The organism is Ruminococcus hominis, assembly GCF_014287355.1.
In the GTDB taxonomy this organism is placed as follows: Bacteria; Bacillota; Clostridia; order Lachnospirales; family Lachnospiraceae; genus Schaedlerella; species Schaedlerella hominis.
On the sequence record NZ_JACOPE010000001.1, the window covers coordinates 2,887,516 to 2,912,764 of the forward strand.

A 25,249-nucleotide genomic window follows, 5' to 3' on the forward strand; every position below is an offset into this window, starting at 1 on the left:
TATCTGCAAGCAATAAGCGTGTTATATGCAGTTGCGTATACTTTGAAAATGAGCTACAAAACAGATTACAAAATTGAAGGCTTTTTTGAATATGTAGTTCCTCCACTTGAAGGTTTTTGGTGGCAGGAAAATACAGCTGGTGTGGATTATACGGATAAGGGATTATTTAACTGGATTTCTGTTATCAGATTACCTGACTTTATAACAAAAGAAGATTTTAAATGGGCTGTTGAAACTGCAACAAAAAAGAAGAAATTGGATTGTTCATTGGCAGAGTTTATGACTATTGATGAAGGTCTGTGTATTCAGATTATGCATTTAGGAGCATTTGATGATGAACCCGCAACTGTTGCACTTATGGATACATATTTAGAACAGAATGGATATGTTAATGACATGAACAAAGTAAGATTACACCACGAAATTTATTTGTCTGATCCCAGAAAAGTTGCACCAGAAAAATGTAAAACGGTTATTAGACATCCTATAAAGAAAGTATAATCTGCTAGTCGTATAGATTCATAGCTTTAGGTGCATATAAAATTGTAAAAAAGTATTGACTCCGACGTTACGTAATAGTTTATGCTTAGAACACCAAGTTAAAAATAGGAGGAAATATTAATGATGACAGTGCATGAAGTGAGCAAGCTTGCCGGAGTGAGTATACGCACTCTACAATATTATGACAAGATTGGTCTTTTACATCCGACGGGATACACCGATGCAGGCTACAGACTGTATGACGATGCAGATTTGGAACGCCTTCAACACATACTACTGTTTCGTGAATTAGAGTTTCCACTTAAGGACATCAAGGCAATTATAAATAGTCCGGATTTTGATAGAAGCAAAGCTTTGGAGCAACAGATAGAGCTGCTTAGGCTTAAAAAGGAACATATTGAGAACTTGATGAACTTTGCACTTGGAATAAAATTATTAGGAGTGAAACATATGGACTTTAAGGCTTTTGACAGAAGTAAGTTAGATGAATATTCAAGACATGCAAAGGAATTATACGGTGGCACACCGGAATATAAAGAAATGGAAGAAAAGCAAAAGAATCGTACTGAGGAAGATGAGAAAATCTTAGCAGATAGATTCATGCTTTTATTTAAGGAGGCTGGAAAAATAAAGAATAGTGACCCGGCATCCGATGACGCACAGAATCTTGTAAAAAGAATACAGGATTATATTACGGAAAACTTATATACTTGCTCAAATAAGATTCTGCGTGGACTAGGAAAAATATATTCAGGTGGCGGAGACTTTACAACAAATATTGATGTTTATGGTGGAAAGGGTACAGCAAATTTTGTATCAGATGCAATAGAGATATATTGTGATAATGCAGAGAAAATGGAGGCTTTATCTATGTAAAGTTCACGACAATTACGAGGCACTGACCGCCTTACTGTAAAAAATTATCCAAATTAGTAAAACCTCCTGAATTATCAAACATAAGATGATAATATCTAATTAAACAGAAAGCACCCACTCCAAAGGTGTATGCTCCGAGCTTAGGTTAATGAATGTTCTTAAGGACACCGCCTATCCTGTTAGCAGACAGGATAGGCATTTTTATTTTCGTCTGCTCTTCCTCGAAGAGCTTTTCTCTTTATCGAGAAAGGCAAGCAACGCTACAATCAAGCTACCAAAGGACATCAACAATGCTAATATCTCAATGAAAATCGAAATGATCTCATAAGCCGTCATCGACGCCACCTCTACACTCTGTTTCGGTCGGTGCTAAACAATCGTCCCCCCGAACGCTTAACGCCTTGTCATGGGTACTTTCCTTAGATAGTATCCTAAAATAAGAGCTAATGCTTCTGCAAGGATAAATAAAAATTATTGATTATCCCTCTACGTCGCAAAATACTATTTAGCATCGGTTACAATCGGAAATCTCATTTCAACAATAAACTCTTCTTTCTCTATCTTTGCTTCAATCTCTCCATTCATCCGACTTACCAACTCCCTTGCAATAGATAGTCCCAATCCAGTAGATGTTTTACTTCTGGCAACATCTGCTTTATAAAATCGCTCAAATACCTGATCTATATTAATCTGTTCTGGATGTGTAACCTGATTGCTGATTCTAAGCACCGCCTGATTTTGATCACGTTCCAACACAATGCTAATCTTCTTTTCTCCATGATCCAGCCCATTTTTTATCACATTCTGGATAACACGACGGAGTCCCTGCCTGTTTCCATTTATATACAACTGTTCTTCCGTAATCTGAATATCCGGCTGAATTTCCATTCTTACCCATTCATCATAGTATGAAAAAACTGTTTCTTTCAAAATCCGGTTAATACAGCAAGGCGTCAATTCCAAATTATAAGATTCGTTTTTTAACTTTGTAAATGTAAAAAGTTCTTCCAGCATTTCATTCAGACTATGAATTCTTTCGTGGATAATGCCTAGATAACGTTTCTGATCCTCCACATTTTCACATTCTTCATAAGCTGGAAATATCCATCCAGAGATGTCAATGGGGTTCGAATATCATGAGAAAGATTTGTATAAGTATCCGCAATCAGAGTTTCTTTCTCTTGATACTGCTGCTTCTCTTTTCTCCGCAGTTCCAGAAGTTCATTCAACCTGTCTGAAAGCGTTCCTATTCCTCCCATATCAAATTCACGATTAATCAACATGTTACTGTCATGTTTCATCAAAAACGCCAATTGGCGGCAGATGTCTTTCACCTGCCGCTGGTATTTCCACATAATAATAAATTGTAAAATAATAATTCCTGCTAATATCCCAATTACGATATACATCCGTTAAATATCCCTCTTTTGAAAAACAACGCTACTAACAGATATCATTATAACAATGAACACCATTGCTACACCGAATGCTGCCAAGCACTCATTTCCACTTGGATTCATAGGAAGCAGTGATAATTTTCCAGTTATCGTATACTTATAAATCTGGAAATTCTGGATTCCCATTTTCTGAACAGCGCTGTTTATCAATCCGTATATGATACTCATTATATTCATTGTAAGGCAAATTGCTATGACCATGCTGATCACATTATTTTTCAGAATGATTGCAACCGCCATACAGATCAACACAAGTGCATAATGAAGTGCCAACTCCGTCAGAAAATAAGACAGATCAGCTTTTGAACTGCCCCACGTCAGCTCTCTGAATACAATATAATTCGCCACTGCCTGGAACAAGAATGCACCTGCCATTGTCAGCACCGTAAAGACCGCCAACGCAATAGATCTGGAAAAAATCAGTGCTCCTCTTTTTTTAACCTGACCGCCAATATTTTTAATATAACCGCTTCCGATATCTGCTGTTGAAAACATCACAGCAAAAATCACAAGAAACAATGCATAAAATTTTCCCTGAGAATTTGCAAAGAAAATGTCATACACCGTGACTTTTTCTCCTGGTTCTGTAGGCAGTGTCACCATCATCCCCACATTAATATTCTCCGCAGTCGGTTCAGCAAACTGCTCCTGCTGCACGGTATCTTCTTTACTTAATGAATCATAATCCGTTTTACACAGAAATGTTGTAAACAGTAATGATACAGCCAGGATGATCCATACTACATACATACTTTTGGTTCTAAACATCCGGTATAAATCCATTTTTATCATATTAAGCATGGTCTGTACCTCCCGTCAGATTCAGAAAATAAGTCTCCAGTTCTTCACTGGTAATGGATATCCCTTTTACTGGAATTCCCGCTTTTGCAAGTTCCATATTCAAAACTGCACTTTCATTCAATCGTTCAAAAATATGAATATGTTCTTTATCTGTTATTTGAAAGTTGGTAAATCCCATAGAATCCAGCACAGGAATCGCCAGTTTCGGATGATCCAATGTCAACTCCATACGTTCACTGCATCTCCTCATTAATTCTTCTCTTGTAATTTCCTGTAGGAGACTTCCATTATGAATAATTCCATAATCTGTAGCAATCTTAGATAATTCCTCCAGAATATGACTGGAAATACATATTGTCATATTCCGTTCTTTCCGAAGTCTCTGAATCGTATCACGGATTTCTGCAATCCCCTGTGGATCCAAGCCATTAATCGGTTCGTCAAGGACTAACAAATCTGGTTCTCCAACCAATGCAAGACCTATTCCCAACCTCTGCTTCATTCCAAGGGAAAAATGCTTTGTTTGTTTCTTTCCCACATCCTCCAGACCTACTATTCTCAATATTTCTTCAATATAACCTGTCTTCTTTATTCCAAACAACTTACATTTAATATTCAAATTTTCATATGCGGTCATATTTCCATAAAGCCCCGGTGCCTCAATCAGACATCCTACCCGAGATCGAACATTTTGCAGATCCTTTCCTTTGTATCCGAACATCTCGATTTCTCCACAAGTCGGCTTTGAAAGTCCACTGATCATCTTTAGGCAAGTTGTCTTCCCAGCCCCATTCCGACCGATAAAGCCATAAATAGCACCTTTTTTAATATGCATATCGACACTGTCCACAGCTTTATGGTGTCCATATTGCTTAGTCAAATTTCTTGTTTCCAATAACATTTCGCTCAAGTTTTTCATCTCCTTTTTCTTATCTGCATTTATCATAAAGGAATACTCCTAATCAAACGCAAATAAATAGTAAAAAAAGAGTAAAGATTATAGATGAAGACGATAACCGATTCCCCAGACGGTTTCAATATATTCCTCAGATGTAACTGTTTTTATCTTTTTACGAATATTGCTTATATGTACATCCAGAGTTTTTGTTTCACCCATATATGGTTCGTCCCACGCATATTCAAAAATGTCCTCTTTACTGAAAACCTGCTTCGGATTTCTGAGCAGTAATTCTAAAATCGCAAACTCCTGTCTTGTTATCTTAGGAAGTATTTTTCCACCAATGCTGACCTGAAAAGTAGCTTTGTTCAATACCATCTCTCTGAACGAAAGATTAGATTCTTTTATTTCCTTTTCTTCTGTATGACGAAGCTGTACCTGAATTCTTGCCAGTACCTCTCTGATTTCAAAAGGTTTCGTTATATAATCATCAGCCCCACTAGTTAAAACCTTTACCTTTTCATCCAAGCTATCTTTCGCAGTCAAAACAATAACCGGAAGATTTCCCTTTTTCCGTATTTCCTCCAGAACTGCTTCTCCTGTAATTCCCGGCAACATCAAATCCAGCAATACCAGTGCATAGCTATGCTCCTGCATATTCAAAAGCAGCTTTGCCTCAGTTCCGGAAAACGCCTGCTCACAGGAATAGCCTGCTTTGGATAATGCTTCCTGAAGCAGATTATTGATATTTGTATCATCTTCTACAATCAGTATTTTCTGCATGATAGTTCTCTCCTCTATTTTACACTGTGAAAACATTATTTTCTTGCATTATACGCTTTTCCCTTTTTTCCCGCAATTACTCCCCACAGATCCCCGAAATTCTCCAGTACATTTGATAAAACAAATGCCGGAAACCCGCATACAGGCTTTCGGCATTTTAGTCCGTTATTCAAACTCGCAAATAAAATCTTATCACTATACACTTTTGTATAGGGATTATGGTTCTATCTGGTTTTATATGTGTTCCACTGTCCAAAGTCCACAGGCTGTACTGAACAGTGTTCTCAATTTGTTATCACATCTCTGTTATCAATCAAAGATTCTCGTGATATCCTGATATCGGTTAACTACACGATAAATCTCTACATATTCGTTACCGACCTTGTAGATAATAACATAATCTTCCCATATCGCATATTTATAATCTGTCCGAAAGCTGACCCGTTTGGATAAATCCGACCCCATTCCCGGAAACATCTGAAGATTTTCAAATTTACCATAAATCTCTTTTATCGTCTTTGCAGCATATTCTTCATTATCCTCAGCAATATAATCTCGGATGTTTTTCAAATCCTTTGCAACAATCGGATTGATCCGCAATTTTAACATCTTATTCCCCCACAAGTGCTTTCAGTTCGTCCAGATCCAGCCAACCTTCGCCATCTTTCACTGCTTCTTCAGCTTCCTGCAGCTTCATCAGAAGCTTTTTCTCTGCTCGGTCACGCTCATAATCTTCAATATCCATGACAACGAAACGTCCTCTGCCATTCTTGGTCAGATATACTGGTTCTCCTTTATGACAGTTTTTCAGGACTTCATTATAATTTCTCAAATCAGATACTGGTAAAATATTTGCCATATTCTTTCAGCTCCTTCCTTTGATTTAAATTGTTTCTGCTACTTCTATTATACACAAAAAGCTGTAAAATTCAACGTAGATTTTTACAGCTTTTATTTTATCATTTCTATATATTTTTATCGCAATCTATTTCAAATATTGAGAAAAAATCGCCTCCAATTCTTTATTTCCTTTCAAAAATTCATACTCTTCTTTATTTTCAATTTCTGTAGCTAATGCACGAACAAAATTATTTCCAACGCCTGAAAAAGATTTTCCCTGTACTGTATCCGCATATCTGTAATATAAAGGTGATTCCACCATCTTCCATGGCTTCTGTGACTCCATCAGCACTTCTTTTATCAACTGAATACATTTTTCTACATCCTTTCGATACACGGCAATCAATAGATGTGGTACTACTTTACCGTAATCCCACAGACCAAATAACGATACCATATGTTCTGTGATTTCGGCAATCTCCTCTGCTTTACAATGATTTCCGGTTTCTTCTTCCATTTCTATCAACTTATACAGATAGTTTTGTATATTCGTAACTGTCTGCATCAGTTTTCCCTCTAAAAAGAACGCTGCAATATCTGTCCCTTCCTGGTGTGCTAGTACATTCGTTTTCATAATTGTGGCATCTATCGCAGTATCTGGAATTTTATCCAAAAAGATATTTGCTTCTTTATATTTTTCCATTTGTATATATTTCGCTGCAAGCATAAAAATACTGGAAATCCTTACCTTTTCATTCGGACTTTCAGCAGTTCGTTCCAGCCATTCAACAATCACATTATTGCATTCCAACTTTTTCTCATCATCGACATCGGATAAAGTTAACGCCGCATTTAAAACAGTAGCAATTGAATAAATCAACGAATCACAATGAGGATATTCCTTTATTTTATTTTTTCCCATCTCAAAAGCTTTTATAAAGCTATCCAATGAAACTTCCGAAAGCCCATTCACAAATTGTCCAATCTCTTTTTCTGTCAATTCTTCACGAAATGAAAATAGTTCATTCATATCAATTTTTAATAATCGAGCAATTGCCGGAAGTAATGATATATCTGGATATGTGTTTCCTTTTTCCCATTTATTTACCGCAGGAGTAGAAACGTCCAAATAATCCGCCACCTGTTCTTGTGTTAATCCCGCAGTTTTCCGATAGTTTTTTATCTTCTCACCAATTTGCATTGTTCCTACCTCCTGTTTATATTCTCATTATAGTATTTCTAATATGTGTTTACAATTGAGCCTTCGTTTAATTATGGCTTCGATTTCTTAACTACCGGTTAAAATCCGCGAGAAAAATGCTCTATTTTATAGTTCTACAAATCAAAATATCCTTAAATTTAATTAATTCAAGAATAAGTGCATCAGTACTCCAATTAAGAAGCAAATCATCGCTGTAACACCCGCACTGATAATAACTTTTAATATATTTTGATAAGGACGTTTTCCCACTTCAACTGCCTTATGAAGTTCATCCAATTTTTTTCCCTCCGTAAATGCAACAATTTCCTTATAGGTTTGTATATCATTTTTCTTTTTTAGTTTTTCAACCTTTAACGCCCAGTACTGTGTAATAATAAATAAAATCCCAAACGGAATATACGCATACCTTCCGAGCCACATAAGCAAAGGTACTGCCGATATAATCAACACAGCCAAATGAACTGTATAGATGGAACCATAATAATTAAACTTTTTAACTTCTTGCTCGCTAATAATTTCTTTCATTTTCTCTATATCTCCTTTAATTAATTGATCGAGAGATACATTAAACAATGAACTAAGAAGTAACAAGCTATGAATATCAGGATAACTCTTTTCGTTTTCCCAATTAGAAATTGTCTGTCTTGTTACATATACCTTTTCTGCCAATTCCTCCTGTGATAGATGAAGCTCTGTTCGGTATTTTTTTATCTGTATACTCAGCTCCATATAATTTCCTCCCTTCGCAAGTAATTTGTTCTCTTGATTTGAGCCAAGAATAATCATTTTTTCATTATCTGTCTATCAAAGATATTTTACTTAACGGAAAACACAATGTCAAAAGAGTTTTACACTACAAAACTCATACCTTTTCAGCAATTTTTATTTTCATATTTGTAAAGAGCAGCCTTTCGATCACCCTTTCTACTCACATATATACCCTCTCTTTCAACACAATTTCTTCCGCACTAACTTTGATATTATTCATCAATCTAACCCACTTCATCTGATCCTGCCTCTTTAAGTTTTCGTTCACGCCCTGTTTTTCTGCCATCTGTTTCATTAACACTTCGACCTGCTCTGTTACTTCCTGGTCAATCTGATTCAGATGTGCTGTCAGCTTGCCAGATAATAACAAGTTTTGATACCGTATTGGTCTATACTCTTTCAAAAACTGTTTCCGTAACATTCCATATTTTCCATATGTCGGTTCTTCTTCATTCAATACCAGATCCGGCAAATAATAATCTCCACACAGAGTATAGCTTAATCCGTTCTTTTCATCATAAACGTGTTTTTCCATGATTTTATCTCTCCATTTCTCTATTTTTTGATTTATTTTTCTTACGCTGCTGATTCTCCATCTCACTCTTTTTTATTCCCCAGACTAATCTTTCATGAATACTTCCCTTCGGCATTTGTTCCATCCGCTGCTTTTCTTCCAGAGCTTTCTCGTTACGAATATCCTGCTGTACTGCCGCATCTACCGTCTCTATTCCCAGAACTCGTACAACACGGTCATACCTATCAGAAACACCTTGCATTATATTCTTTTCTTCTGATAATTTATGATTTTCTTTACGCATATCATCCAACTCCTTCTGAATACCGTTATATTTTTGTTTCAGCTTTTGATATTTACTCTTCCAATTTTCCACCTCTTTTGTAAGTTCTTTAACCTGCGCAGCCATTGCCGCAACCTTATTTTTTATCTGAAGAAACAGCGGTTTGATTTTTTTGTCCCGGTAGGTTGCTGCCCGTTCCAACGTTCCTGCTTCCGGTAACAACATTTTAACTATTCCATATTCTTTTATTTCCTTACTCACATTATCCATAATCGACTGTAACTGTTCCCTGCGTTCTTCCAAGCTTTTTAATTGTTTTTCTACTGTTTCTGCACGCTTTTCTGCTGCTTTTTTATCTCTGACCGCCTGTTCTTTACTTTCCTTCAAAAGCTGTACGTCTTCTCTGGATTCTGCGATTTGTAAGGCCAATCCTTCGTTCTCTGCTGAGGTGCCCGCAGTCCAAAAGAAAACTATCTGAATGCACTGGTTGATATTTTTGATGTCTCTCCGCATGCACTGGCTGTCCCGGATATTGACAGCTATGTAGGACTTATGCATACCTTATTTACATTAGAAGACCTTTACGGACTTCATATTGGTGAGATTGACGGAGAACTCTGTCTCCGGCTGGACAAATCCAAGGGAACCACCTACCTTTCTATGTTTGATATGTTCCATGCATGGCAGGAACAAGCTGAAAAGCTGAAATCCGGAGAAATCACTCAGGAAGAATATGACCAGTGGCGGTATAATTATCCCAAAAACGACAAATAAAAAACCAACGAAAAAGGCCTTACCAAATTGATTTCACTCAATTCAGTAAGACCTTTTTGTTGGTTTCACACATATTACCTGATAACCACAAGATTCCGGATAAATAATGCCAAAATCTCTCGTGTTATCATTTTGTTATCAAATAGAACTTTATCTGCCCTGAAATGCCCTGTTTATAAGGGATTCCAGAAAATTTTTATTACTCAAACTCGACAAATTCAAAGATATTCTCAAACATATTTGTTTAAGTTTTGTATCTTTTTTGCCGTTATTTTATTTCAGTTGTATATATTATTTTGGCTCACTGATTTTCTGTTGCCAATTTGTTGCCATATTCTCTTTGTTATAAACGTTGTTTTAACACATCATAAAAATGTTCTGTTTTTCGCTGTTGGCTCACAGATTCATAAATAAAGCGATATTCTCTATCCACGTCATTTCTCGCTAACACGTATTTTTTTATATCCGTATATCTCTTTAATCGAGGCCAATATTGCAAAAAGTCTGGCAAAGAAACATCTTCCTTTAAAAAAGTCGCTGTCGGCATATCTTTTTGTGCTGCCATACCTACTTCAAATGGAACCCACTGTGAAAATCTTGTTATACTCGACATAACAACAATTATGTCTGTGCAATCATTCAAGTTTGCACGTATGTGATCAGTTAAAGCTTTACCGTTTTCTGTTATGGAATTGTCAAGCAAGTCAAGATAACATTCCACTTTAATTTCTCGCAATTCTTTTGCTATCAAATTTGCCGTAGCTGCATCTTCTAATTTATGAGATATAAATATCCGCATTTCTTACCACCTTATCTTTAATACACATTCCGGCAAATCCAATCCTCCAATGAATCTTTTCGTTTAGCTATTACCGGAATATTTAAATTTGTAATATTAGAACTTGTACTTTCAGTAATCTTAACAGCAACAACCGGCTTACCAATAGAAATAGCAAATCGTATCTCATCCATCGACATTCCGTAATTATTTGCTGGACGATTTGAACAAACAACAACATTTGCATATTTAATCTGTCTTTGAATTTGCGGATCTACATTATATCGCCTATCAATACTGTCAAACGGTGAGCTACTTGGGACAGAATAATCTCTTACATTGTATTTTGTTCTATCCAATAATGCAGTAATCGTTTCATAGTCATCATTGTTCCAACGATGTGGTATAAATACATTTATCATTTAAATCTTCTCCTTCTACATTGCTTTCACTTAGATGGTATTCTTATTTACCAGTTGCCAATAATGTTGTCCCTGTGCCGTTAACTTACAAGATTTATGATGAATTGCAGCATAATACATATGTTCTTCTCCCACCGGAATTACCAAATTCAATTTTACAAATCTTTGCAAAGTTGCGAATATAGCTTCATGCTCTTTGTTTACATCTTTAACATCTGCTTCATGTTTATCAGGTTCATAAGTTGGATCTAATGGATATTCATCATATTGTGAAGTAAATATTTCCGTTATTTGTCGTAATTCTGCAATCGGAATCGGCGGTGCATTTTTTCTTAATGAAACAAAGCTACTAATGTTGGCCTTAAATAACGGTCTTTGCTCATCCCACGCTCCCAATGAACGATCAATATAAGAATAGATGCTACCTGGTGACACTTCACCTAATAAATTCATAGCACCACCATACAATGCTTCAACTAAAAGAGAAGTAAAAATGCCATGTCCATTTTCTTCTGAAGCATATTCTGATGGTCCACAAGCCGCAAGTATTGTTGTTCCATTATGTAACACAGAATAATTCTGCATTTCTACAGGATTAGAAATTGCTCCACTAAAACAACTATCCAATATAATAATCTTATTTCTTGCTTTCGATTGTGCCACAAATCCCATCACTTCATTTAATGACACACCTTCATCAGGACGTTGTATTTCACTCGTACATAAATATCCTCCTAATGCATCGAATGAACCATGACCTGAATAATATAAAACTGCTATTTCCGAATCAGTTTTAAATAAATTTTCTATAGCATCCCTTAAATCATTTCTGTTTATATATGATGCCTCACTGGTAGCACACATGAGTTTTACTTCAAAATTTAAAGTTCCATCCCCATTTCGCTCTAAAGCTGCTTTTACTGAATTAGCATCATTTACACAACCATGCAAATCATCCACATGCTCATAACAATCAATTCCTACACACAATGCTTTTCTCATTTTCATCCCCCTTTCTTATCTCTAAGTATACACCTACATTACTACGCCACACAACCGATTGTCTTTTATTTCTTTTTGGGCGGTTTTACCGGTGGCATTGGTGGTTTCGAAGTTGTCGGAGGAAGTGAAAACCCCCTTTTCCCTCCTTTTTTTTCTCCAGTTGGTTTATTTTGTTTATTATTTTCGTCCATACTTACACCTCTTAAAAATTATTTGCAAAATATGCATCATTTTTCCTATCGGCAATTTCTCTAAAATTATCTTTTTCTAATAATGTTTCTTCTTTTAAGTTTTTATTTTCTATATTTGCAAACTCATCCTTAAAAGAATATAATAATTCATTTATCTCGTCCTCTGACAAATCTCCCGACGCTACTTTAAACCAATTATATTCTATTTTGTTGTATAGAAATTTTAAATCTTCCATAAATGGAACTAACATCTTTAATCGCTTACTATACGGCAAAAAACCTTTAATCGTTGTTAACACCTGCGAAATTGCTATTATAATAGACCAGACAAACGAATATTTTTGCCATATAGCCCATGCTGCAATACTTGTTGAAGACGCAATTGCCACAACAATATTAATGATCCTATCCCATCTGTAAGAATCTTCCGTATACACATCTAAATAGAATATCCACGCTTTAATTTGAACCATATATTTCCAGTACTTCTCTTGCATATTATTTTCTCCAACTCTAATAAAAACTGGATACCCTTACCCTCATATCTTTAGTAAATCCGTGTAAATCTTTCTCCGAGCAGTATTTGATTTATTAGTAAATTCAACACCATTATACCAATTTATCAAATTCTCCCTTTGCTTTTCTGAAATATCTTCTCTGTGAAACACAAAATATCCAACGAGATAATTCACATAATCAGAACGATTAAATTTTTCCAAATCATTATTTTCTATAAACTTCAAAGCCCTTTCCAATGCTTCTAATGTCATTTCAAAACATTCTTTTAATTTATCTGGTTCTAAGTTGCAAAGCTGATTTTCTTTTGTATCAGATGAAATAGGTGCAAAATTATTCGAATGTTTACCGGAAATAAGCACTTCATACGCTGGATTTAATGCTGCGATTGAATATGAAACATTTGTCTTCTGCGGTGTAAAAAAATCATATCCATATTCCTGTACCTTATTACGATATACATGCGTATACTGTGTATATACATCAATACCATGTGCTTTCAATTTAGAAAATCTCATTTGGATAATACTTACACGACTTCCTGCATTATTCAAGACCTCAAACCAATTAATTTGCTCATCTTCAGTAAGATCTGTTGCAAAATTAATTGTATATTGGTAAGTCTTTATTTTATTTCTAATCTGTAGTAACGCATTTACTACCATTGGTGATGCCAAAGCTTTATTTTTTTCTGTGTAAGCAATTAGTTTGTTATCATCTTTATTCAAGAGCACACCAACTGGCACCTGATTTTTCCGATATGCTTCCGCATTTATAACAAATTCTCCTTTTCCTAAATCTAACACTACGCTTTTTAAATCTGGATGATTGCAATATGCCTTATAATTTGTTGTTAGCCTCTGCTGCCCATCCACAACAGACATTTGTCCTCTTACAGTTTCAGAAAGCAATTCCCTTTCTATAAATGAGACTTGTGGTACTGCAAACTCCTTTTCTGTATTATTTATTATATTGATAGAAATTGCAGATATAGGCGATTTACTTAAAAGCTGATAATTTAACAATTCAACACATTTAGCCAATGTCCAGCTAACATCCCTTTGATATAATGGCAATGTTAATTCATTTTTTTCTATATACTCACATAAGGTAAAAATATATTCTTGTCTACTGTTCTTGGTCGGATTAAGATTGGCAGCTTCCAATAGTAATTTGTTAATATTCATTTCAGCTCCTTTCTAGCTGCTATTTTTAGCAGCTACTTTATTTTTTTTAATTTTATCAATTTATTCTTTATATGTCAAGTGCTGCTACATTTATTTGAGATAATTGTATATATTATCAAAATATTGCATATGATCAAATTAAAATTATATGTACTTTCTTTTATTCAGTTCATTATGATATACTAAAATCAATAAATTATCGAAAGGAGCCTCAAAAATGAATACCCGTGATATTCTAAATGCAGCAAAAGAAGAATTAACTTCTTTGGACAGCCATTTAATTGATGTGCTAGATATTAAACGCCCTACATCACTAGCCTACGCAAAACAACTCGCTAAAGTTATTTCAAAACTCTCCCCTCTCCTTGGAAATATGATTGAATTTTCCACCGTGGACTTATTAAACAAGCATGATTGGTGCAACATGGGAGAATGGATAAGACAAGATCCTGGTTTTCCAGATGCACTTTTTAAAAGCAGCACTATCTCCCCAAATCCTGGCATTGAAATCAAAGCCTGGTTCCCATTTGCGACAGAAATTACTGCACGTTTTAAAGATAGTATAACTATTTTCTCACAGGACAATATAGATATGGCATTAATCGCATGGCTACCTGAAAATGTTATTTGGGGCAAGCCCAAAATCATTGATGTCCTAGTAGTTAGCGGAAAAAGTGTTGCAGAAGCACGAGATGCTCACTATCATAGACCACCTGACTATCTTGTTTTTGAACCCGAAGATACATCCAATCGTACTTCTAATTTACAACAAACCAATACCAATGGTTATAAGTTACAAGCCGATAAATGTGATGTTAAATCAGCCATCGCATTTGTCGAAAAATGGGGAGAAAATGCATTAGAATACAGTCCAACACCTGAATATCAGCAACGTTTAAGATCTCTATACGGACAATTTGTATATAGACTTGATACTAATTACGCTAAAATTGACCGTATAGAGCATAAAGAAATAGAACAATTCAAAACTCATGTATTAAATACAGAGTTTCATGGTATGACAATTAAACAATGGAGCAATATATTATCATCAAAAGATGAAGCAAAATTAGAATATGCACTAAAAACACTACTATAAACTACTTTTAATTCGTTTTATACCAATACTATATACATCTGGATTTATTTCAGCACCAAAACAGGTTCGTCCTAATTCAGCTGAGGCAACTGCTGTTGTACATAAACCAGCAAATGGATCCCAAATCACATCATTGACATCAGAAACCATTTCTATTGTACGTTTAATCAATTCTAATGGTTTCTGATTCAAATGTATGGCTTTTTGATTAATTTTCAAACGTTCGCTTCCTCTCAGTTGTGGAACTTGCCATACATTTGTTACTCCAATAGGACAATAAAACTTTGATCTCATTTGTGCCCACTCATTTTTAGTTATAGGGGTTTTTCCATTTATAGAAAAATAGGGTTTTTCTTTTTCATCACCAAATTCATTCGCGTACGATGCAATTTTTTCAAATGCTTCTGCCGGTGGCATGTACCACAAATGACATTTTGTAAAATATTTCCTTGTTGCAGCGTTTTTTACTCCACAAGCTTCATTAGTTCTTGATAATGGTAATCCTGTACGTAACCATTCATAACGCAGCCACTCTTTCATACTCATTTTCTTTTCATCTACTGTAAAAATTGGACGTTTTACATATTGAACACAAACTTCTGTCACAACTGGTAAATGCCTAATAGTTTTTGTATTTGTATTTCCTGCGACATGACTCATTCCTTTATCCCATACACAACACGAAACATATTCCCATCCGTATTTTTCCAATACCGGATGAACAGTTGCCCAACCCACTTCCGTACACCAAAACCATAATGTAGTAAGTGGTGTTGAAAATTCACTCCACTTTTTTATGTGTGGTTCATACCATTCAGCTAAACCATTATATGAAACTAAATCTCCTGGAAATCCATTCACGCCATAGGGGCCATCACAAATTATAGCCACTGGGCTTTTCCATTTATCATATACTTCCATTGCATCGCTACAATATAAATGAATATTATTAATATCTGTTTGTTCCACTTATCTATCCTCCTTATCGTAACAATGCTGAATAACATTCTCAACTTTACATTCAAAATAATTACAAAGCCGATCTATGATTTCCATTGACACTTGTTCTCCTCTTCCCATTTTATCCATAGTAGATTTTGATATATCAGTTGCTTTCATTAAATCTTTTTTGCTCATATCATAATCAATTAACAATTTCCACAAAGGCTTATATGAAAAAGACATTACTTCCCTCCTCTCTAAATCTCTCTAAATTTTAATATAAAAGTATTGTATTTGCAATACTTTTATATTGATTTTAGAGATATTTTATCACATATGAATACCATTGTATATTGGACAATCTCCTCCGCACATGCCCGGATATTATTCATTCCCCCAACCCATGCCATCTGATCCTGCATCTTCAATTCTTCCGTCACGCCTTGCTTTTCTTTCATCTGCTCCACTAATCTGTCCATCATCTGATTACATTCCTTGTCAATCTGATGCAGATGCTCATTTAACTTCCCGGCAAGTACCAACTCCAGATATAATCCTTTCCGATGCTCCTGCAAATATATCTTTCTCAACATTCCATACTTTCCAATCGGATACTCTGTTTCTTCCGGGAGGTACAGGTCTGGATAATACAGACCGTCCTCTCCTAAAGTATAACTGATTCCATTTTCTCCCATAATGTGTTTCTCCATGATTGTCCTCCTATCTTGCTCCCCGGTCTTTATTCTGACTATGGGTATGCTGTTTATTTTTCTGTTCATTCTGTATTTCTTGTTTCTTTTCTGCCAGCTTCGCCCTAATACCATGCGCTACTGGCTCTTTTCCTGTTTCTTTCTTCCATTTTTCTATTGCAGTTCGATACTGACTATACTCAGTTTGAGAAGCCTTAAAATCCTTTAAAAATTCCTGTACACTTCTATATCCGATTTTCTGCACAATCCTTGGAAGATAATCTTTCATATCTCTAATCTGGCTTTTCAGTTCATCAATTTCTTTCTGCAATTCTTTTTTCTTTCTTCCTTTAAACCATCCCGTGACTTCTGACAGTTCTTTCTTCTTTGCAGAAAGCTGTTTTTGTTTCTGTTGAATTGCACCGTTTTGATCTTCCAGTTCTTTATTCACTTTAAATAGTTTCGGATACTTTGATGCAAGCCTCGTCATTTTAGGTTGTTCCGGTTCTGCCTTTTCTTCTTTTGTTGTCTTGACTGCTGCCGTGCTATTTTCAGCAACATGCTCTGGGTGTTCTGCTTCCGTTTGCTCTGTCTGTTTTGGCACTTCCCTGGTTTTCTTAAAAAGCACACTTGCTATCAAAAACTCCAATACCTCAACAGCCACTGTTACAACTCTGGAAAATAATCGTGGTCTGTTTCCACGCCGGGCAATTGATTCCCTGATTGGCTCCGTGATTTCTTTCCGCTTCACTTCCATTATCTTCGGTTCCGGCACTCCACTAATCAATGCCATATCAACAGCTCTGTTCCATTCCCGGCGTTTTTGATTATCCGCTTCTATTTCCTGTGCCTTCGGATTATTTTTTCCGATTTTCTTTGTTGCAAGATAAACACTGCCACGCTCAAATACCTGTAGTTTCTGTTTCTCGTCCTGCACATAAATATTGATTAAATCTGTATAAGAATGCTTTACCTCATCCAGAAATGAATTGCACTTAAAGCGTTCATCTTTCGCAGTAAACAGCTTCTTCTCATAGACTTCTCCTTTCTTCACAATACTGCTGCCTTCTCGGATCTCGCCATCTTCTCCTAATATCTCTTTCTTGGTTCGGACATGTTTTCCATTTTCATCATAAAACATATTTCTGCTGGCAATCTTAATGATTGGTTCATCCAGTAGTTTCCGTTCTGCAAATATCAAATGTATGTGATAATTGGTCTTTCTTTTATTGTGGTGCAAAGCAGCAATACACTCTGTTCCATAATTCTGTTTAAAATGATTTGTAAAAAGCTGTAGCAATCTATCCGGCTGATATTCTGTAAAACTCTCTGGCAAAGCAATAATCAGTTCTCTTGCCTCAATACATTTTCCTTCTGTTCCACTTTTTGCAAATTCTTCCTGATTACATTTTGCAAGTTCCCGCCAGAATTTCCGTTCTGTGGTTTCATAAACTGCATAGAGGTTTTCCTGTTTTGCATGACTGGATATATAAGTGATTCTGCCTTTTACATTGCTTAGTTTTGTCATTTGAATAAATGAATTTCTTCCGATAGGCACTCCCTCCTTGTCTTCGGCAAAATAAATTCTGCCATATCATTTGTGAGTGGATGCATCGGCATCCGTTTACGAACTATCCGCCTGTCGGCGGAACAGCTCCCGGCAGGGCGAAATATCCTGAGTACAAATCTTTAATTTGTGCGATGGGTGTATTTCGCTCTCAAACGCCGAGGGCTTTGTGAGATGCTTCTTACATCTACCACAACTTGGCTTTCGCTTTTCATTTTGGGCGTATCCGCCCTCTTTTTCTGCCCGTATCCGGGCTTATTTTTTCACTAACAACAAACCGACTATTACTCTTCCTGTCTGCTTTATTCCGGTATCCTTGCCCGTACATACTCCAGATCTCCACAATATGGTGTTCCAACCAAATACCATTCTCTCGCCAGATTCATTTCTATTCGTGTCTTTACCCACTGATCATCAACTAGAACTTCCAGACATTCTCCGCAATGAAATCCCGTATCAATCCATAAGTCTGATGATAATAAGCCATATCTCTTGTTATAACTGTTGTAACCTAATCTTCCTTCTCTCATTTGATTATTCTCCCTTCATTTATCGTTCCTGCAAGGACGCCCTGAATCAGGGCTCCCTTTTGAAAATCTCCTTACTTCGCCAGCCAACTCCCGACTGCCCCTTACCGGCTTTCTCCTTGTTTGCTATCTACAGGTGCGTGCCACGCTCCTGTTATTAGGTAATCAGGCAAAATCTTTACCAACGAAAGTTCTCATGCATTCCACACTTATCCAAATACTCTTATCTTGCCTTTTCCCGTTCTTCCTCGGTTGATGCTGTTTTGAATGTTGTATATAACTGACGTTTTACCATACTGTCTAATTTTTCCATCAATGCTTTTTCTATCTCCGGCAAATATTCCTCATTCCTGGCAAGATGATACTGGAACAATGCCAGTAATAAATCTTTTGGTATCTGCACCTGTGATTTTCTTTCAATGTTTCTCCTTTCCGTGACGGTCGTGACGATAGTGACGATATTTTCACAACCGTCACATATCGTCACGCTTGTTTTCCGACAAAGGTTAATCTAATTTTTCTTCCGTCGTGTCCCCGCTCTGTTTTATACTGGATTCCATATTCCAGAATCAATCGTTCCAGGCTGACATTTAATTTTCGTGATAATGCGTTCGGCTGCATTTCCACCTGCAATACTTCCACAAGCTCTGTTGCTGTTCCTGCCCACTCTGGCGTAGTTTCTGTTACAAGTTCTTTGATTTTTTCCAACACTGGATCTTCTGGTTCTTTCCAAAGTTCTGTTTCTGTCTTGGTAAGTTCCCAGACACATCTCTCCCGATTAAAGTTCAACCACAGTTTCTGATCCTGCTGGTCACGCCCTGCCACTTCCAGAACTGCCTTATTATCTGTCCGTTTTTCTTTCTGCATGACGAATGCTCCATCCGCAGCTCCAAGCAATCCATTCGTGCCAGAAATCATATCAAAACTATCTGAAGATTCCATTTTCCTTGTATGATGCACAACCAGAAAACAGATACCATATTTATCACTGAATGCTTTCAGCTTCGTTACAATCTCGTAATCGCTGGCATAACTGAATTTATCTCCACCGACCTCTCGAACCTTCTGAAGAGTATCAATGATAATCAATCTTGCGTCTTTATGCTCTGTTACAAACGTTACAAGCTGTTTTTCCAGTCCGTCATTGAGCGATTTAGATTTTGTAGCGAAATAGAAATTCTCACTGCCTTCCATTCCAAACATCTGTGATAACCGCTTTTGCAACCTTGCATAATCATCTTCTAATGCCAGATACAGAACCGTTCCCTGTCTGACTGAAAAGCCCCACAATGGAAGTCCCTCACTGATGTGATAGCCGATCTGTGCCATAAAGAATGATTTTCCAATTTTCGGCGGACCGACAAACAGGTAAGTTCCGTTATACAGAAGTCCATCTACAATTGGCAGTTTTGGTGGATATGCGGTATCGTATAATTCCATCATAGAAACTGTTTCCAGATCATCTGGATTCTTTTTACTTGCTGATTTTTCTGTATTTTCCGCATTATTTGTGGCTTGCAGATTGCCCTTACCGGGCAAATCTGCTATACTTTGGTTGGTTAATTTATTACTTGATGGCTGTTCCACATCTGCGCCAACAGATGCAATCGGAGCAGTCATTTTTTCTTTTGCTGTCATTCATTTTCCCCTTTCAATCCATACAATGTCTCTGCGACCAATCTCAGGGTACTCAGCAACTCTTCGTTTTCCTCACTGCATTTTTCCAGATGTTTCAATTCTTCATAAATCTCTGCCATCTGATTTCGCAATGCTTTATACACTCTTGGATTTCCCTGTACCACAATTTCCCGATCAGTTAATCGTTTTATGATATAGTCCTGCTTGCTAAGTCCTGACAATCGGACACATGCATCAATTTGCTCTGCTTCTTCCGTGGATACCCGGAATGCTACGATTTTGTTTCTCCATCTTCCTTTACTGTCCAGATTTTTCTCCATTTAATTTTTCCATCCTTTCAATATCCAACTGTTCTGCCATCTGTGTCTGCTCACTTGGAAACAGATGTGCATATCGGTAAGTGATATCAATGCTCTCATGTCCCATTCGGTCTGCGATTGCTAATACCGTAAATCCCATATTGATCAACAACGATACATGGGAATGTCTCAAATCATGCACACGGATTCGCTTCACCCCAGACACTTTTGATCCTCTGTTCATTTCATGATGCAGATAAGATTTGGAAATTGTGAAAATCCGTTCGTCCTCTTTCGGCTCATACAGCATTTTCAGATAATCCTGCATCTCATCACACAAAAACTGTGGCATCTTAATGGTTCGATTACTTTTTAACGTCTTTGGTGGTGTAATCACATCTTCTCGGTGCAGTCTCTGATAGGACTTGTTAATCCGTAGTGTATGCGTTTCAAAATTGAAATCTGTCGGTGTAAGTGCTAATAATTCGCCCATACGAAGCCCACACCAGTAAAGTATTTCAAATGCATAATAGGAAACAGGCTTGTCCATCATGACATCTGCAAATTTCAGATATTCTTCCTTTGTCCAGAACAACATTTCCCGATGCTCCTCTTTTCCCATATTTCCTGCTTTCTGCGCTGGATTAGATGGAAGATGGTAAAAATTAACTGCATGGTTGAAAATAGCACTTAACTGACTGTGAATTTTCTGCAGATAAGAGGCGGAATACGGTTTTCCATTTGGTTGCCGGATCGCAAACAGTTCATTCTGCCATGCAATAATGTCCCTTGGCTCAATTTCTCCTATCTTACGCTTTCCGAAATAAGGAAGAATTTTAGTTCTGGCAATATTCGTCTTCGTTCCCCAGGTATTATCACGAATTCGATTTTGCATATCCTCCACATAAATCTCATAAAAGCTTTCGAAAGTCATGTCCAGTTTGGCTTCTTTCTTCAGCAATAGCTCTCGTTCCCACATCTGCGCTTCTCGTTTTGTAGGAAATCCTCTTTTGGATGACTGGTGCGTTTCTCCTGTCCAATCGGTATAACGATAGACTACTCGCCACTTTCCAGTGGCATTATCTTTATGAATACTCATACAAATTCTCCTCTCTTTCTCTTACATTTCGCTGTAACATACTTTTTTGCGGAAATAATTGGTGTTTACTCTGCCAGCTACCGTAAGATAACCCAGCTTCTTTAATTCTTCATTTAGCTGTTTGACAATCTTATAAGCATAAGACTTAGAAACACCCAGTTCCGCTGCTACTTCTTCTACTGTCATAAAAGTTCTGTTCGTCACATTGCATCTCTCCTTTCTTATTAACGCAATTTGTTTAAGTTGTTACATTTGCATGATACTAAACATTTTAATTTAAGTCGAGCAGTTTTATAAGAATATTAAATTTTTTTGTTTAAGTTCTTCTTGCTATCTAAAATTGCTCATGCTATACTGAACCTAAACAGAATTGTTTTATTTTCTTCACAATTAATTATGGCAACACGAATGACCACTATAAGGAGGCAAACAAAAATGGCAATCGGACAACGTATCAAATTTTTTCGCAACCGCAAAGGCATTACACAAAAGCAACTCGGAGAGCAACTGGGATTCAAAGGAAAAACCTCAGATGTCCGCATGGCTCAGTATGAATCTGAAGCCAGAGTTCCTAAAATCGATCTTGTAAAACAAATGTCTCAGATCTTCGATGTCAATACTCATGCCTTAACAGTTCCAGATATTGATACTCACATAGGTCTGATGCATACACTATTTGCACTGGAAGATATGTATGGTCTAAAGGTAAAAAATGTAGATGGACAACCTCATCTCTGCCTTGACTCTTCCATATCTGCTCCCGGCTCATCTGTCGATGAAATATTTCGTGCATGGATGGAACAAGCTGACAAACTGGAAAACGGTGAAATCAGCAAGGAAGAATATGATGAATGGAGATATAAGTACCCGGAACTGGATACTTACCAGAAACGTGCCAAGGTACCATCTCAGGAGCTGAGTGATTACCTCGTAAAAGAATTGACTAAAAAAGAAAAATAAAAGAAGAGACTAGAAAAACCTTACCGATATTCAGTTTTTTACTTCTGAAAATCAGTAAGGTTTCTTTATATACGTTATGAAATAAAATTTATATCTTTTGAATAATCACAAAATGTTGCCATTTTGTTGCCAATCACTAAGCAAATTTGCTTGCAGCCCGCATAAATACTGGATTCTTATGATTGTGTGGATTATTCAAACTCTTGGGCGGAGAGATTTATTTGGTTATTTCTCGGTACACATTTGTGCGTTTCATTCTTCATATTCATCATATTTTGCATTTTTGTGTACCTCGCCCCAAATTTTTAGAGCCAAAATGGAGCCAATTAAATTGCTGAATCACTCATCACTTTTTCTCCCGTTCTTCCTGAAGCGCTTGAATGACTTGGGTAAATCCTTTCATCTCCCGTTTTGAATTTATAGCAAATGCTTGTGCTAAAAGAACCGCTTGTGTCACCTCATCTTTTCCGGATAATTCCTTTAAAATCAATGAAGATGTCTCTGTCCTTTGCTCAAGGGGAATCGAAAGAATATAGGATATTCTTTCCGATGATTTTTTATTTTCCTCAATAATCCTCTTATATTCGTCATTTTCCATAGACAATGGTGTCCCTAACTCATAATACGGTATCCCATTATCCGCTACAATCCATAATAATCCAAACACTCTCTCTTTCTCAAGAGTCAATAATGAATCACTAAACACTGTATTCCAAAGAAGCGCATAAAATTCATGAACTGATAATTTCTGGCTAACCACTTTTCTTCTAACAGAATTTATTGCTTCATCAACGTATTTTCCATAAAGCTCTTTTAGACTATCCACTTCCCCCTCAGCAAAGTATCTTTCCACTTTTACACTTTCGTCAGAATCAACTTCCCCAATTTTTTCACAGATAAACTGAAAACACTGAATTCTTTTTTCTGCATTTTCTTTCATAAGCATACTATATAATTCATAACATAAATCCTCTAGTTCTCCGCTCCATGTCTCCAATATTTTAATGTAATTATCCATCTTGTCCTCCATTTCAATTATCAATATATTTAGTCACCCAACTACAATACAAGTCGCTAGGCAAACTGATTAGTAAAGCTAATATAGTTAAGATATCATTTCCTTTACTTCCTAAAACAATAAAATTCCAAAACATTCCAGCCAATATAATCATAAAAAGGAATACTATTACCACTGCCAAACCTGATATAATCCTAAATTTATCTTTCTCATGATTTACTTTATATAAATTACCATATAGATCTGCCAAAGCAATTATAACACCCAACAAACCAATAATTTGTATTCCCTTGCTTTGTTCATCTTTCAGTAATAGTCGAATAATCAAAACTATTAACAAAAACACAAACACTGCCCATTTATCTAACTGTTTATCTTTCATGACAACTTTATTAACCTTGCTCTTTTTAATTCAAATACATCTGCATATTTTTCTTGTATCCCTATATAATCATCTTTAAATATACAATCTAAATATTTCTGTATTTCCTCAATAGTTTCATTTTTAGAATTCGCTATTTCTATTTGTATATGTCTCTTTCTCAAAAATATATAGTATTTTTTTTCATAACCTTCAACAACATCAGGCAAGCCTTTTAACTTATAATACTTCTTTGTCCTTAACAAGATTTGAATAAGTGAAATATATTTAGGAGTAGTAATGTTAATCACCATTTTCATTACCTCCTACAATATTCGTTATGCCGCCCAAAAAATACAATGGATTTTTTCTGTATGGAGCCTGTTTTTCTATGTAAAAATTTAAATTTTCAAATTCATCAATTATTTCATTTGTTATATTATCCTGATTCCAATCTTTCGTTTTTTTTCTAAGTTCTTCAATTAATTCATGCGAAAACCCTAATTCTTCTGCCTCTGAAAGCAATCTTTCTCTTTTTTCCTCTCTCATATACATCCGAAGACCAACATCTTTTCTATCTTCTAATGTATTCTTTTCAAGATTTTCCAATTCTTCCATACGTTGTTTTAATTGTAATTTTTCTTGTTGTATTTTCCCCAATTGGTTATCATATTCTTCCAATGGGTTTTTCTTCCATATTCCCACAAGGATACTCTCCATATCTTTTAGTATAGCATTTTTAGTATATCACACTAGAGTTTCAAACGCAATTTTAAAATACACTATCGTTGTTGACGCAAAATAAAATCTAAATTTCGCTTATCAGCGGGGCAAGTGGAATTTACTTTTTATGTAAATCCTCATTATTTCTCAACTCTCATACCTAAAAAATTCCCTCGCCATCATCTCCGCCGTAGCCCGATTATACCCTTTCTTCAAATACCCATGCACAATCGTTCCAAACATACTTTTAACCATATCATCCTCAACATCACAATATGCCTGCATTTCCCCGGATAAAGCCATTGCCACATACTCTATCGGCTTATTGTCCAATAGCTTATGAAGCTTTGCTAGCGACTGCTCTGTTGTCCGCAGAGCAGCCTCAACCTCCTCGCACTTTATTCGAAGCATATTCCCGTCAACATACCACACCTCAACATATCCATTATCCATGTTATAGGCACATTTTACAATGTTATCCAATCTATTCTCATCCATCATATCAATCCATCCT

Annotated in this window: 37 protein-coding genes; 5 read left to right on the forward strand and 32 right to left on the reverse strand. The window is 36.2% G+C overall.

All coding sequences use genetic code 11. The annotated features are described in order from the left end of the window. The first annotated feature begins 18 nt into the window (after positions 1 to 18). Both H8S40_RS12945 and H8S40_RS12950 read left to right on the forward strand, forming a co-directional pair. Positions 19 to 501: a GyrI-like domain-containing protein gene (locus H8S40_RS12945; RefSeq protein WP_494545938.1), complete on the forward strand. Its 483-nt coding sequence runs from the start codon at positions 19 to 21 to the stop codon at positions 499 to 501. Positions 502 to 621: 120 nt separating this feature from the next. Then, positions 622 to 1,377 (forward strand): MerR family transcriptional regulator, encoded by a 756-nt coding sequence (locus tag H8S40_RS12950; RefSeq protein WP_186865391.1) that lies wholly within the window; start codon positions 622 to 624, stop codon positions 1,375 to 1,377. Between the two features lie 501 nt (positions 1,378 to 1,878). On the opposite strand, the gene H8S40_RS16475 is transcribed toward H8S40_RS12950, so the two are convergent. The 11 genes from H8S40_RS16475 to H8S40_RS13000 all read right to left on the reverse strand — a co-directional run bounded on the left by H8S40_RS16475 (position 1,879) and on the right by H8S40_RS13000 (position 9,372). Next, positions 1,879 to 2,451 carry a sensor histidine kinase gene (locus H8S40_RS16475; protein ID WP_366482555.1) on the reverse strand — a complete coding sequence of 191 codons (573 nt, stop codon included), beginning with the start codon at positions 2,449 to 2,451 and terminating at the stop codon, positions 1,879 to 1,881. Beyond that, on the reverse strand, positions 2,427 to 2,786 hold the full coding sequence (locus tag H8S40_RS16480; protein WP_366482557.1) for a hypothetical protein: 360 nt from the start codon (positions 2,784 to 2,786) through the stop codon (positions 2,427 to 2,429). Before H8S40_RS16480 ends, H8S40_RS16475 begins: the two co-directional genes overlap by 25 nt. 3 nt (positions 2,787 to 2,789) lie before the next feature. Further along, positions 2,790 to 3,635, reverse strand: a complete 846-nt coding sequence (locus H8S40_RS12960; RefSeq protein WP_186865392.1) for a DUF2705 family protein — start codon at positions 3,633 to 3,635, stop codon at positions 2,790 to 2,792. Then, positions 3,628 to 4,581 (reverse strand): ABC transporter ATP-binding protein, encoded by a 954-nt coding sequence (locus H8S40_RS12965; protein WP_186865393.1) that lies wholly within the window; start codon positions 4,579 to 4,581, stop codon positions 3,628 to 3,630. Before H8S40_RS12965 ends, H8S40_RS12960 begins: the two co-directional genes overlap by 8 nt. Before the next feature lie 51 nt (positions 4,582 to 4,632). Then, positions 4,633 to 5,352: a response regulator transcription factor gene (locus H8S40_RS12970; RefSeq protein ID WP_008399859.1), complete on the reverse strand. Its 720-nt coding sequence runs from the start codon at positions 5,350 to 5,352 to the stop codon at positions 4,633 to 4,635. Between the two features lie 273 nt (positions 5,353 to 5,625). Next, positions 5,626 to 5,925 (reverse strand): type II toxin-antitoxin system RelE/ParE family toxin, encoded by a 300-nt coding sequence (locus H8S40_RS12975; RefSeq protein ID WP_019163197.1) that lies wholly within the window; start codon positions 5,923 to 5,925, stop codon positions 5,626 to 5,628. 1 nt (position 5,926) lies between these two features. Further along, positions 5,927 to 6,175 (reverse strand): type II toxin-antitoxin system prevent-host-death family antitoxin, encoded by a 249-nt coding sequence (locus H8S40_RS12980; RefSeq protein WP_005333597.1) that lies wholly within the window; start codon positions 6,173 to 6,175, stop codon positions 5,927 to 5,929. 126 nt (positions 6,176 to 6,301) lie between these two features. After that, positions 6,302 to 7,357 (reverse strand): helix-turn-helix domain-containing protein, encoded by a 1,056-nt coding sequence (locus H8S40_RS12985; protein ID WP_186865394.1) that lies wholly within the window; start codon positions 7,355 to 7,357, stop codon positions 6,302 to 6,304. Between the two features lie 162 nt (positions 7,358 to 7,519). Further along, positions 7,520 to 8,107, reverse strand: a complete 588-nt coding sequence (locus tag H8S40_RS12990; RefSeq protein WP_243238253.1) for a helix-turn-helix transcriptional regulator — start codon at positions 8,105 to 8,107, stop codon at positions 7,520 to 7,522. 199 nt (positions 8,108 to 8,306) lie between these two features. After that, complete coding sequence (locus H8S40_RS12995) at positions 8,307 to 8,681, reverse strand: TnpV protein (protein WP_186865396.1); 375 nt, start codon at positions 8,679 to 8,681, stop codon at positions 8,307 to 8,309. A 4-nt stretch (positions 8,682 to 8,685) separates the two neighbouring features. Continuing rightward, positions 8,686 to 9,372 (reverse strand): hypothetical protein, encoded by a 687-nt coding sequence (locus tag H8S40_RS13000; RefSeq protein ID WP_243238255.1) that lies wholly within the window; start codon positions 9,370 to 9,372, stop codon positions 8,686 to 8,688. A gap of 123 nt (positions 9,373 to 9,495) precedes the next feature. Between H8S40_RS13000 and H8S40_RS13005 the strand changes: the two genes are divergently transcribed. After that, a complete protein-coding gene (locus H8S40_RS13005) occupies positions 9,496 to 9,717 on the forward strand; it encodes a hypothetical protein (protein WP_366482560.1) in 222 nt (73 codons plus the stop codon). A 343-nt stretch (positions 9,718 to 10,060) separates the two neighbouring features. Here the strand turns inward: H8S40_RS13005 and H8S40_RS13010 are convergent, their stop codons facing one another. From H8S40_RS13010 to H8S40_RS13030, 6 genes are all read right to left on the reverse strand, one after another. Next, complete coding sequence (locus H8S40_RS13010; RefSeq protein WP_186865397.1) at positions 10,061 to 10,516, reverse strand: toll/interleukin-1 receptor domain-containing protein; 456 nt, start codon at positions 10,514 to 10,516, stop codon at positions 10,061 to 10,063. A gap of 17 nt (positions 10,517 to 10,533) precedes the next feature. Beyond that, positions 10,534 to 10,917, reverse strand: coding sequence for a hypothetical protein (locus H8S40_RS13015; protein ID WP_186865398.1), 384 nt, complete (start codon positions 10,915 to 10,917; stop codon positions 10,534 to 10,536). Between the two features lie 30 nt (positions 10,918 to 10,947). After that, positions 10,948 to 11,919: a caspase family protein gene (locus tag H8S40_RS13020; RefSeq protein WP_022425277.1), complete on the reverse strand. Its 972-nt coding sequence runs from the start codon at positions 11,917 to 11,919 to the stop codon at positions 10,948 to 10,950. 65 nt (positions 11,920 to 11,984) lie between these two features. Beyond that, on the reverse strand, positions 11,985 to 12,110 hold the full coding sequence (locus H8S40_RS16340; protein WP_022425278.1) for a hypothetical protein: 126 nt from the start codon (positions 12,108 to 12,110) through the stop codon (positions 11,985 to 11,987). 11 nt (positions 12,111 to 12,121) lie between these two features. Further along, positions 12,122 to 12,607, reverse strand: coding sequence for a hypothetical protein (locus H8S40_RS13025; protein ID WP_147577625.1), 486 nt, complete (start codon positions 12,605 to 12,607; stop codon positions 12,122 to 12,124). Positions 12,608 to 12,649: 42 nt separating this feature from the next. Continuing rightward, the gene (locus tag H8S40_RS13030; RefSeq protein WP_147577624.1) at positions 12,650 to 13,813 is read right to left on the reverse strand and encodes a DUF262 domain-containing protein; all 1,164 of its coding nucleotides are present in this window, start codon (positions 13,811 to 13,813) and stop codon (positions 12,650 to 12,652) included. Positions 13,814 to 14,030: 217 nt separating this feature from the next. On the opposite strand from H8S40_RS13030, the gene H8S40_RS13035 reads away from it, so the two are divergent. Next, positions 14,031 to 14,912: a hypothetical protein gene (locus tag H8S40_RS13035; protein WP_147577623.1), complete on the forward strand. Its 882-nt coding sequence runs from the start codon at positions 14,031 to 14,033 to the stop codon at positions 14,910 to 14,912. Here H8S40_RS13035 and H8S40_RS13040 read toward each other — a convergent pair. The 10 genes from H8S40_RS13040 to H8S40_RS13085 all read right to left on the reverse strand — a co-directional run bounded on the left by H8S40_RS13040 (position 14,907) and on the right by H8S40_RS13085 (position 21,877). Beyond that, on the reverse strand, positions 14,907 to 15,881 hold the full coding sequence (locus H8S40_RS13040; RefSeq protein WP_147577622.1) for a DNA methyltransferase: 975 nt from the start codon (positions 15,879 to 15,881) through the stop codon (positions 14,907 to 14,909). The genes H8S40_RS13035 and H8S40_RS13040 overlap by 6 nt on opposite strands. Continuing rightward, complete coding sequence (locus H8S40_RS13045; protein ID WP_147577621.1) at positions 15,882 to 16,097, reverse strand: helix-turn-helix domain-containing protein; 216 nt, start codon at positions 16,095 to 16,097, stop codon at positions 15,882 to 15,884. 62 nt (positions 16,098 to 16,159) lie between these two features. After that, positions 16,160 to 16,564, reverse strand: a complete 405-nt coding sequence (locus H8S40_RS13050) for a TnpV protein (protein WP_186865399.1) — start codon at positions 16,562 to 16,564, stop codon at positions 16,160 to 16,162. 10 nt (positions 16,565 to 16,574) lie between these two features. Continuing rightward, a complete protein-coding gene (locus H8S40_RS13055) occupies positions 16,575 to 18,101 on the reverse strand; it encodes a coiled-coil domain-containing protein (protein ID WP_366482561.1) in 1,527 nt (508 codons plus the stop codon). 311 nt (positions 18,102 to 18,412) lie between these two features. Next, positions 18,413 to 18,640, reverse strand: coding sequence for a DUF5348 domain-containing protein (locus H8S40_RS13060; RefSeq protein WP_015561026.1), 228 nt, complete (start codon positions 18,638 to 18,640; stop codon positions 18,413 to 18,415). A 220-nt stretch (positions 18,641 to 18,860) separates the two neighbouring features. After that, the gene (locus H8S40_RS13065; RefSeq protein ID WP_207723333.1) at positions 18,861 to 19,040 is read right to left on the reverse strand and encodes a complexin-2; all 180 of its coding nucleotides are present in this window, start codon (positions 19,038 to 19,040) and stop codon (positions 18,861 to 18,863) included. A gap of 80 nt (positions 19,041 to 19,120) precedes the next feature. Beyond that, positions 19,121 to 20,275, reverse strand: coding sequence for an AAA family ATPase (locus H8S40_RS13070; protein WP_186865400.1), 1,155 nt, complete (start codon positions 20,273 to 20,275; stop codon positions 19,121 to 19,123). Further along, a complete protein-coding gene (locus tag H8S40_RS13075) occupies positions 20,272 to 20,595 on the reverse strand; it encodes a plasmid mobilization protein (RefSeq protein ID WP_015561024.1) in 324 nt (107 codons plus the stop codon). Before H8S40_RS13075 ends, H8S40_RS13070 begins: the two co-directional genes overlap by 4 nt. Next, complete coding sequence (locus tag H8S40_RS13080) at positions 20,573 to 21,673, reverse strand: site-specific integrase (RefSeq protein ID WP_186865401.1); 1,101 nt, start codon at positions 21,671 to 21,673, stop codon at positions 20,573 to 20,575. Before H8S40_RS13080 ends, H8S40_RS13075 begins: the two co-directional genes overlap by 23 nt. 21 nt (positions 21,674 to 21,694) lie before the next feature. Continuing rightward, positions 21,695 to 21,877 (reverse strand): helix-turn-helix domain-containing protein, encoded by a 183-nt coding sequence (locus tag H8S40_RS13085; protein WP_120041435.1) that lies wholly within the window; start codon positions 21,875 to 21,877, stop codon positions 21,695 to 21,697. A gap of 231 nt (positions 21,878 to 22,108) precedes the next feature. Between H8S40_RS13085 and H8S40_RS13090 the strand changes: the two genes are divergently transcribed. Then, positions 22,109 to 22,633 carry a helix-turn-helix domain-containing protein gene (locus tag H8S40_RS13090; protein WP_186865402.1) on the forward strand — a complete coding sequence of 175 codons (525 nt, stop codon included), beginning with the start codon at positions 22,109 to 22,111 and terminating at the stop codon, positions 22,631 to 22,633. A gap of 346 nt (positions 22,634 to 22,979) precedes the next feature. On the opposite strand, the gene H8S40_RS13095 is transcribed toward H8S40_RS13090, so the two are convergent. The 5 genes from H8S40_RS13095 to H8S40_RS13115 all read right to left on the reverse strand — a co-directional run bounded on the left by H8S40_RS13095 (position 22,980) and on the right by H8S40_RS13115 (position 25,236). Then, the gene (locus H8S40_RS13095; RefSeq protein ID WP_186865403.1) at positions 22,980 to 23,651 is read right to left on the reverse strand and encodes a hypothetical protein; all 672 of its coding nucleotides are present in this window, start codon (positions 23,649 to 23,651) and stop codon (positions 22,980 to 22,982) included. Between the two features lie 13 nt (positions 23,652 to 23,664). Continuing rightward, complete coding sequence (locus H8S40_RS13100; protein WP_117807092.1) at positions 23,665 to 24,033, reverse strand: hypothetical protein; 369 nt, start codon at positions 24,031 to 24,033, stop codon at positions 23,665 to 23,667. Continuing rightward, positions 24,030 to 24,326 carry a hypothetical protein gene (locus H8S40_RS13105; RefSeq protein ID WP_117807091.1) on the reverse strand — a complete coding sequence of 99 codons (297 nt, stop codon included), beginning with the start codon at positions 24,324 to 24,326 and terminating at the stop codon, positions 24,030 to 24,032. The genes H8S40_RS13100 and H8S40_RS13105 overlap by 4 nt, the downstream gene beginning before the upstream one ends. Then, positions 24,316 to 24,717, reverse strand: coding sequence for a hypothetical protein (locus tag H8S40_RS13110; RefSeq protein WP_117807090.1), 402 nt, complete (start codon positions 24,715 to 24,717; stop codon positions 24,316 to 24,318). Before H8S40_RS13110 ends, H8S40_RS13105 begins: the two co-directional genes overlap by 11 nt. Positions 24,718 to 24,882: 165 nt before the next feature. Continuing rightward, positions 24,883 to 25,236 carry a DUF6061 family protein gene (locus H8S40_RS13115; RefSeq protein ID WP_243238257.1) on the reverse strand — a complete coding sequence of 118 codons (354 nt, stop codon included), beginning with the start codon at positions 25,234 to 25,236 and terminating at the stop codon, positions 24,883 to 24,885. Between the last annotated feature and the right edge of the window lie 13 nt (positions 25,237 to 25,249).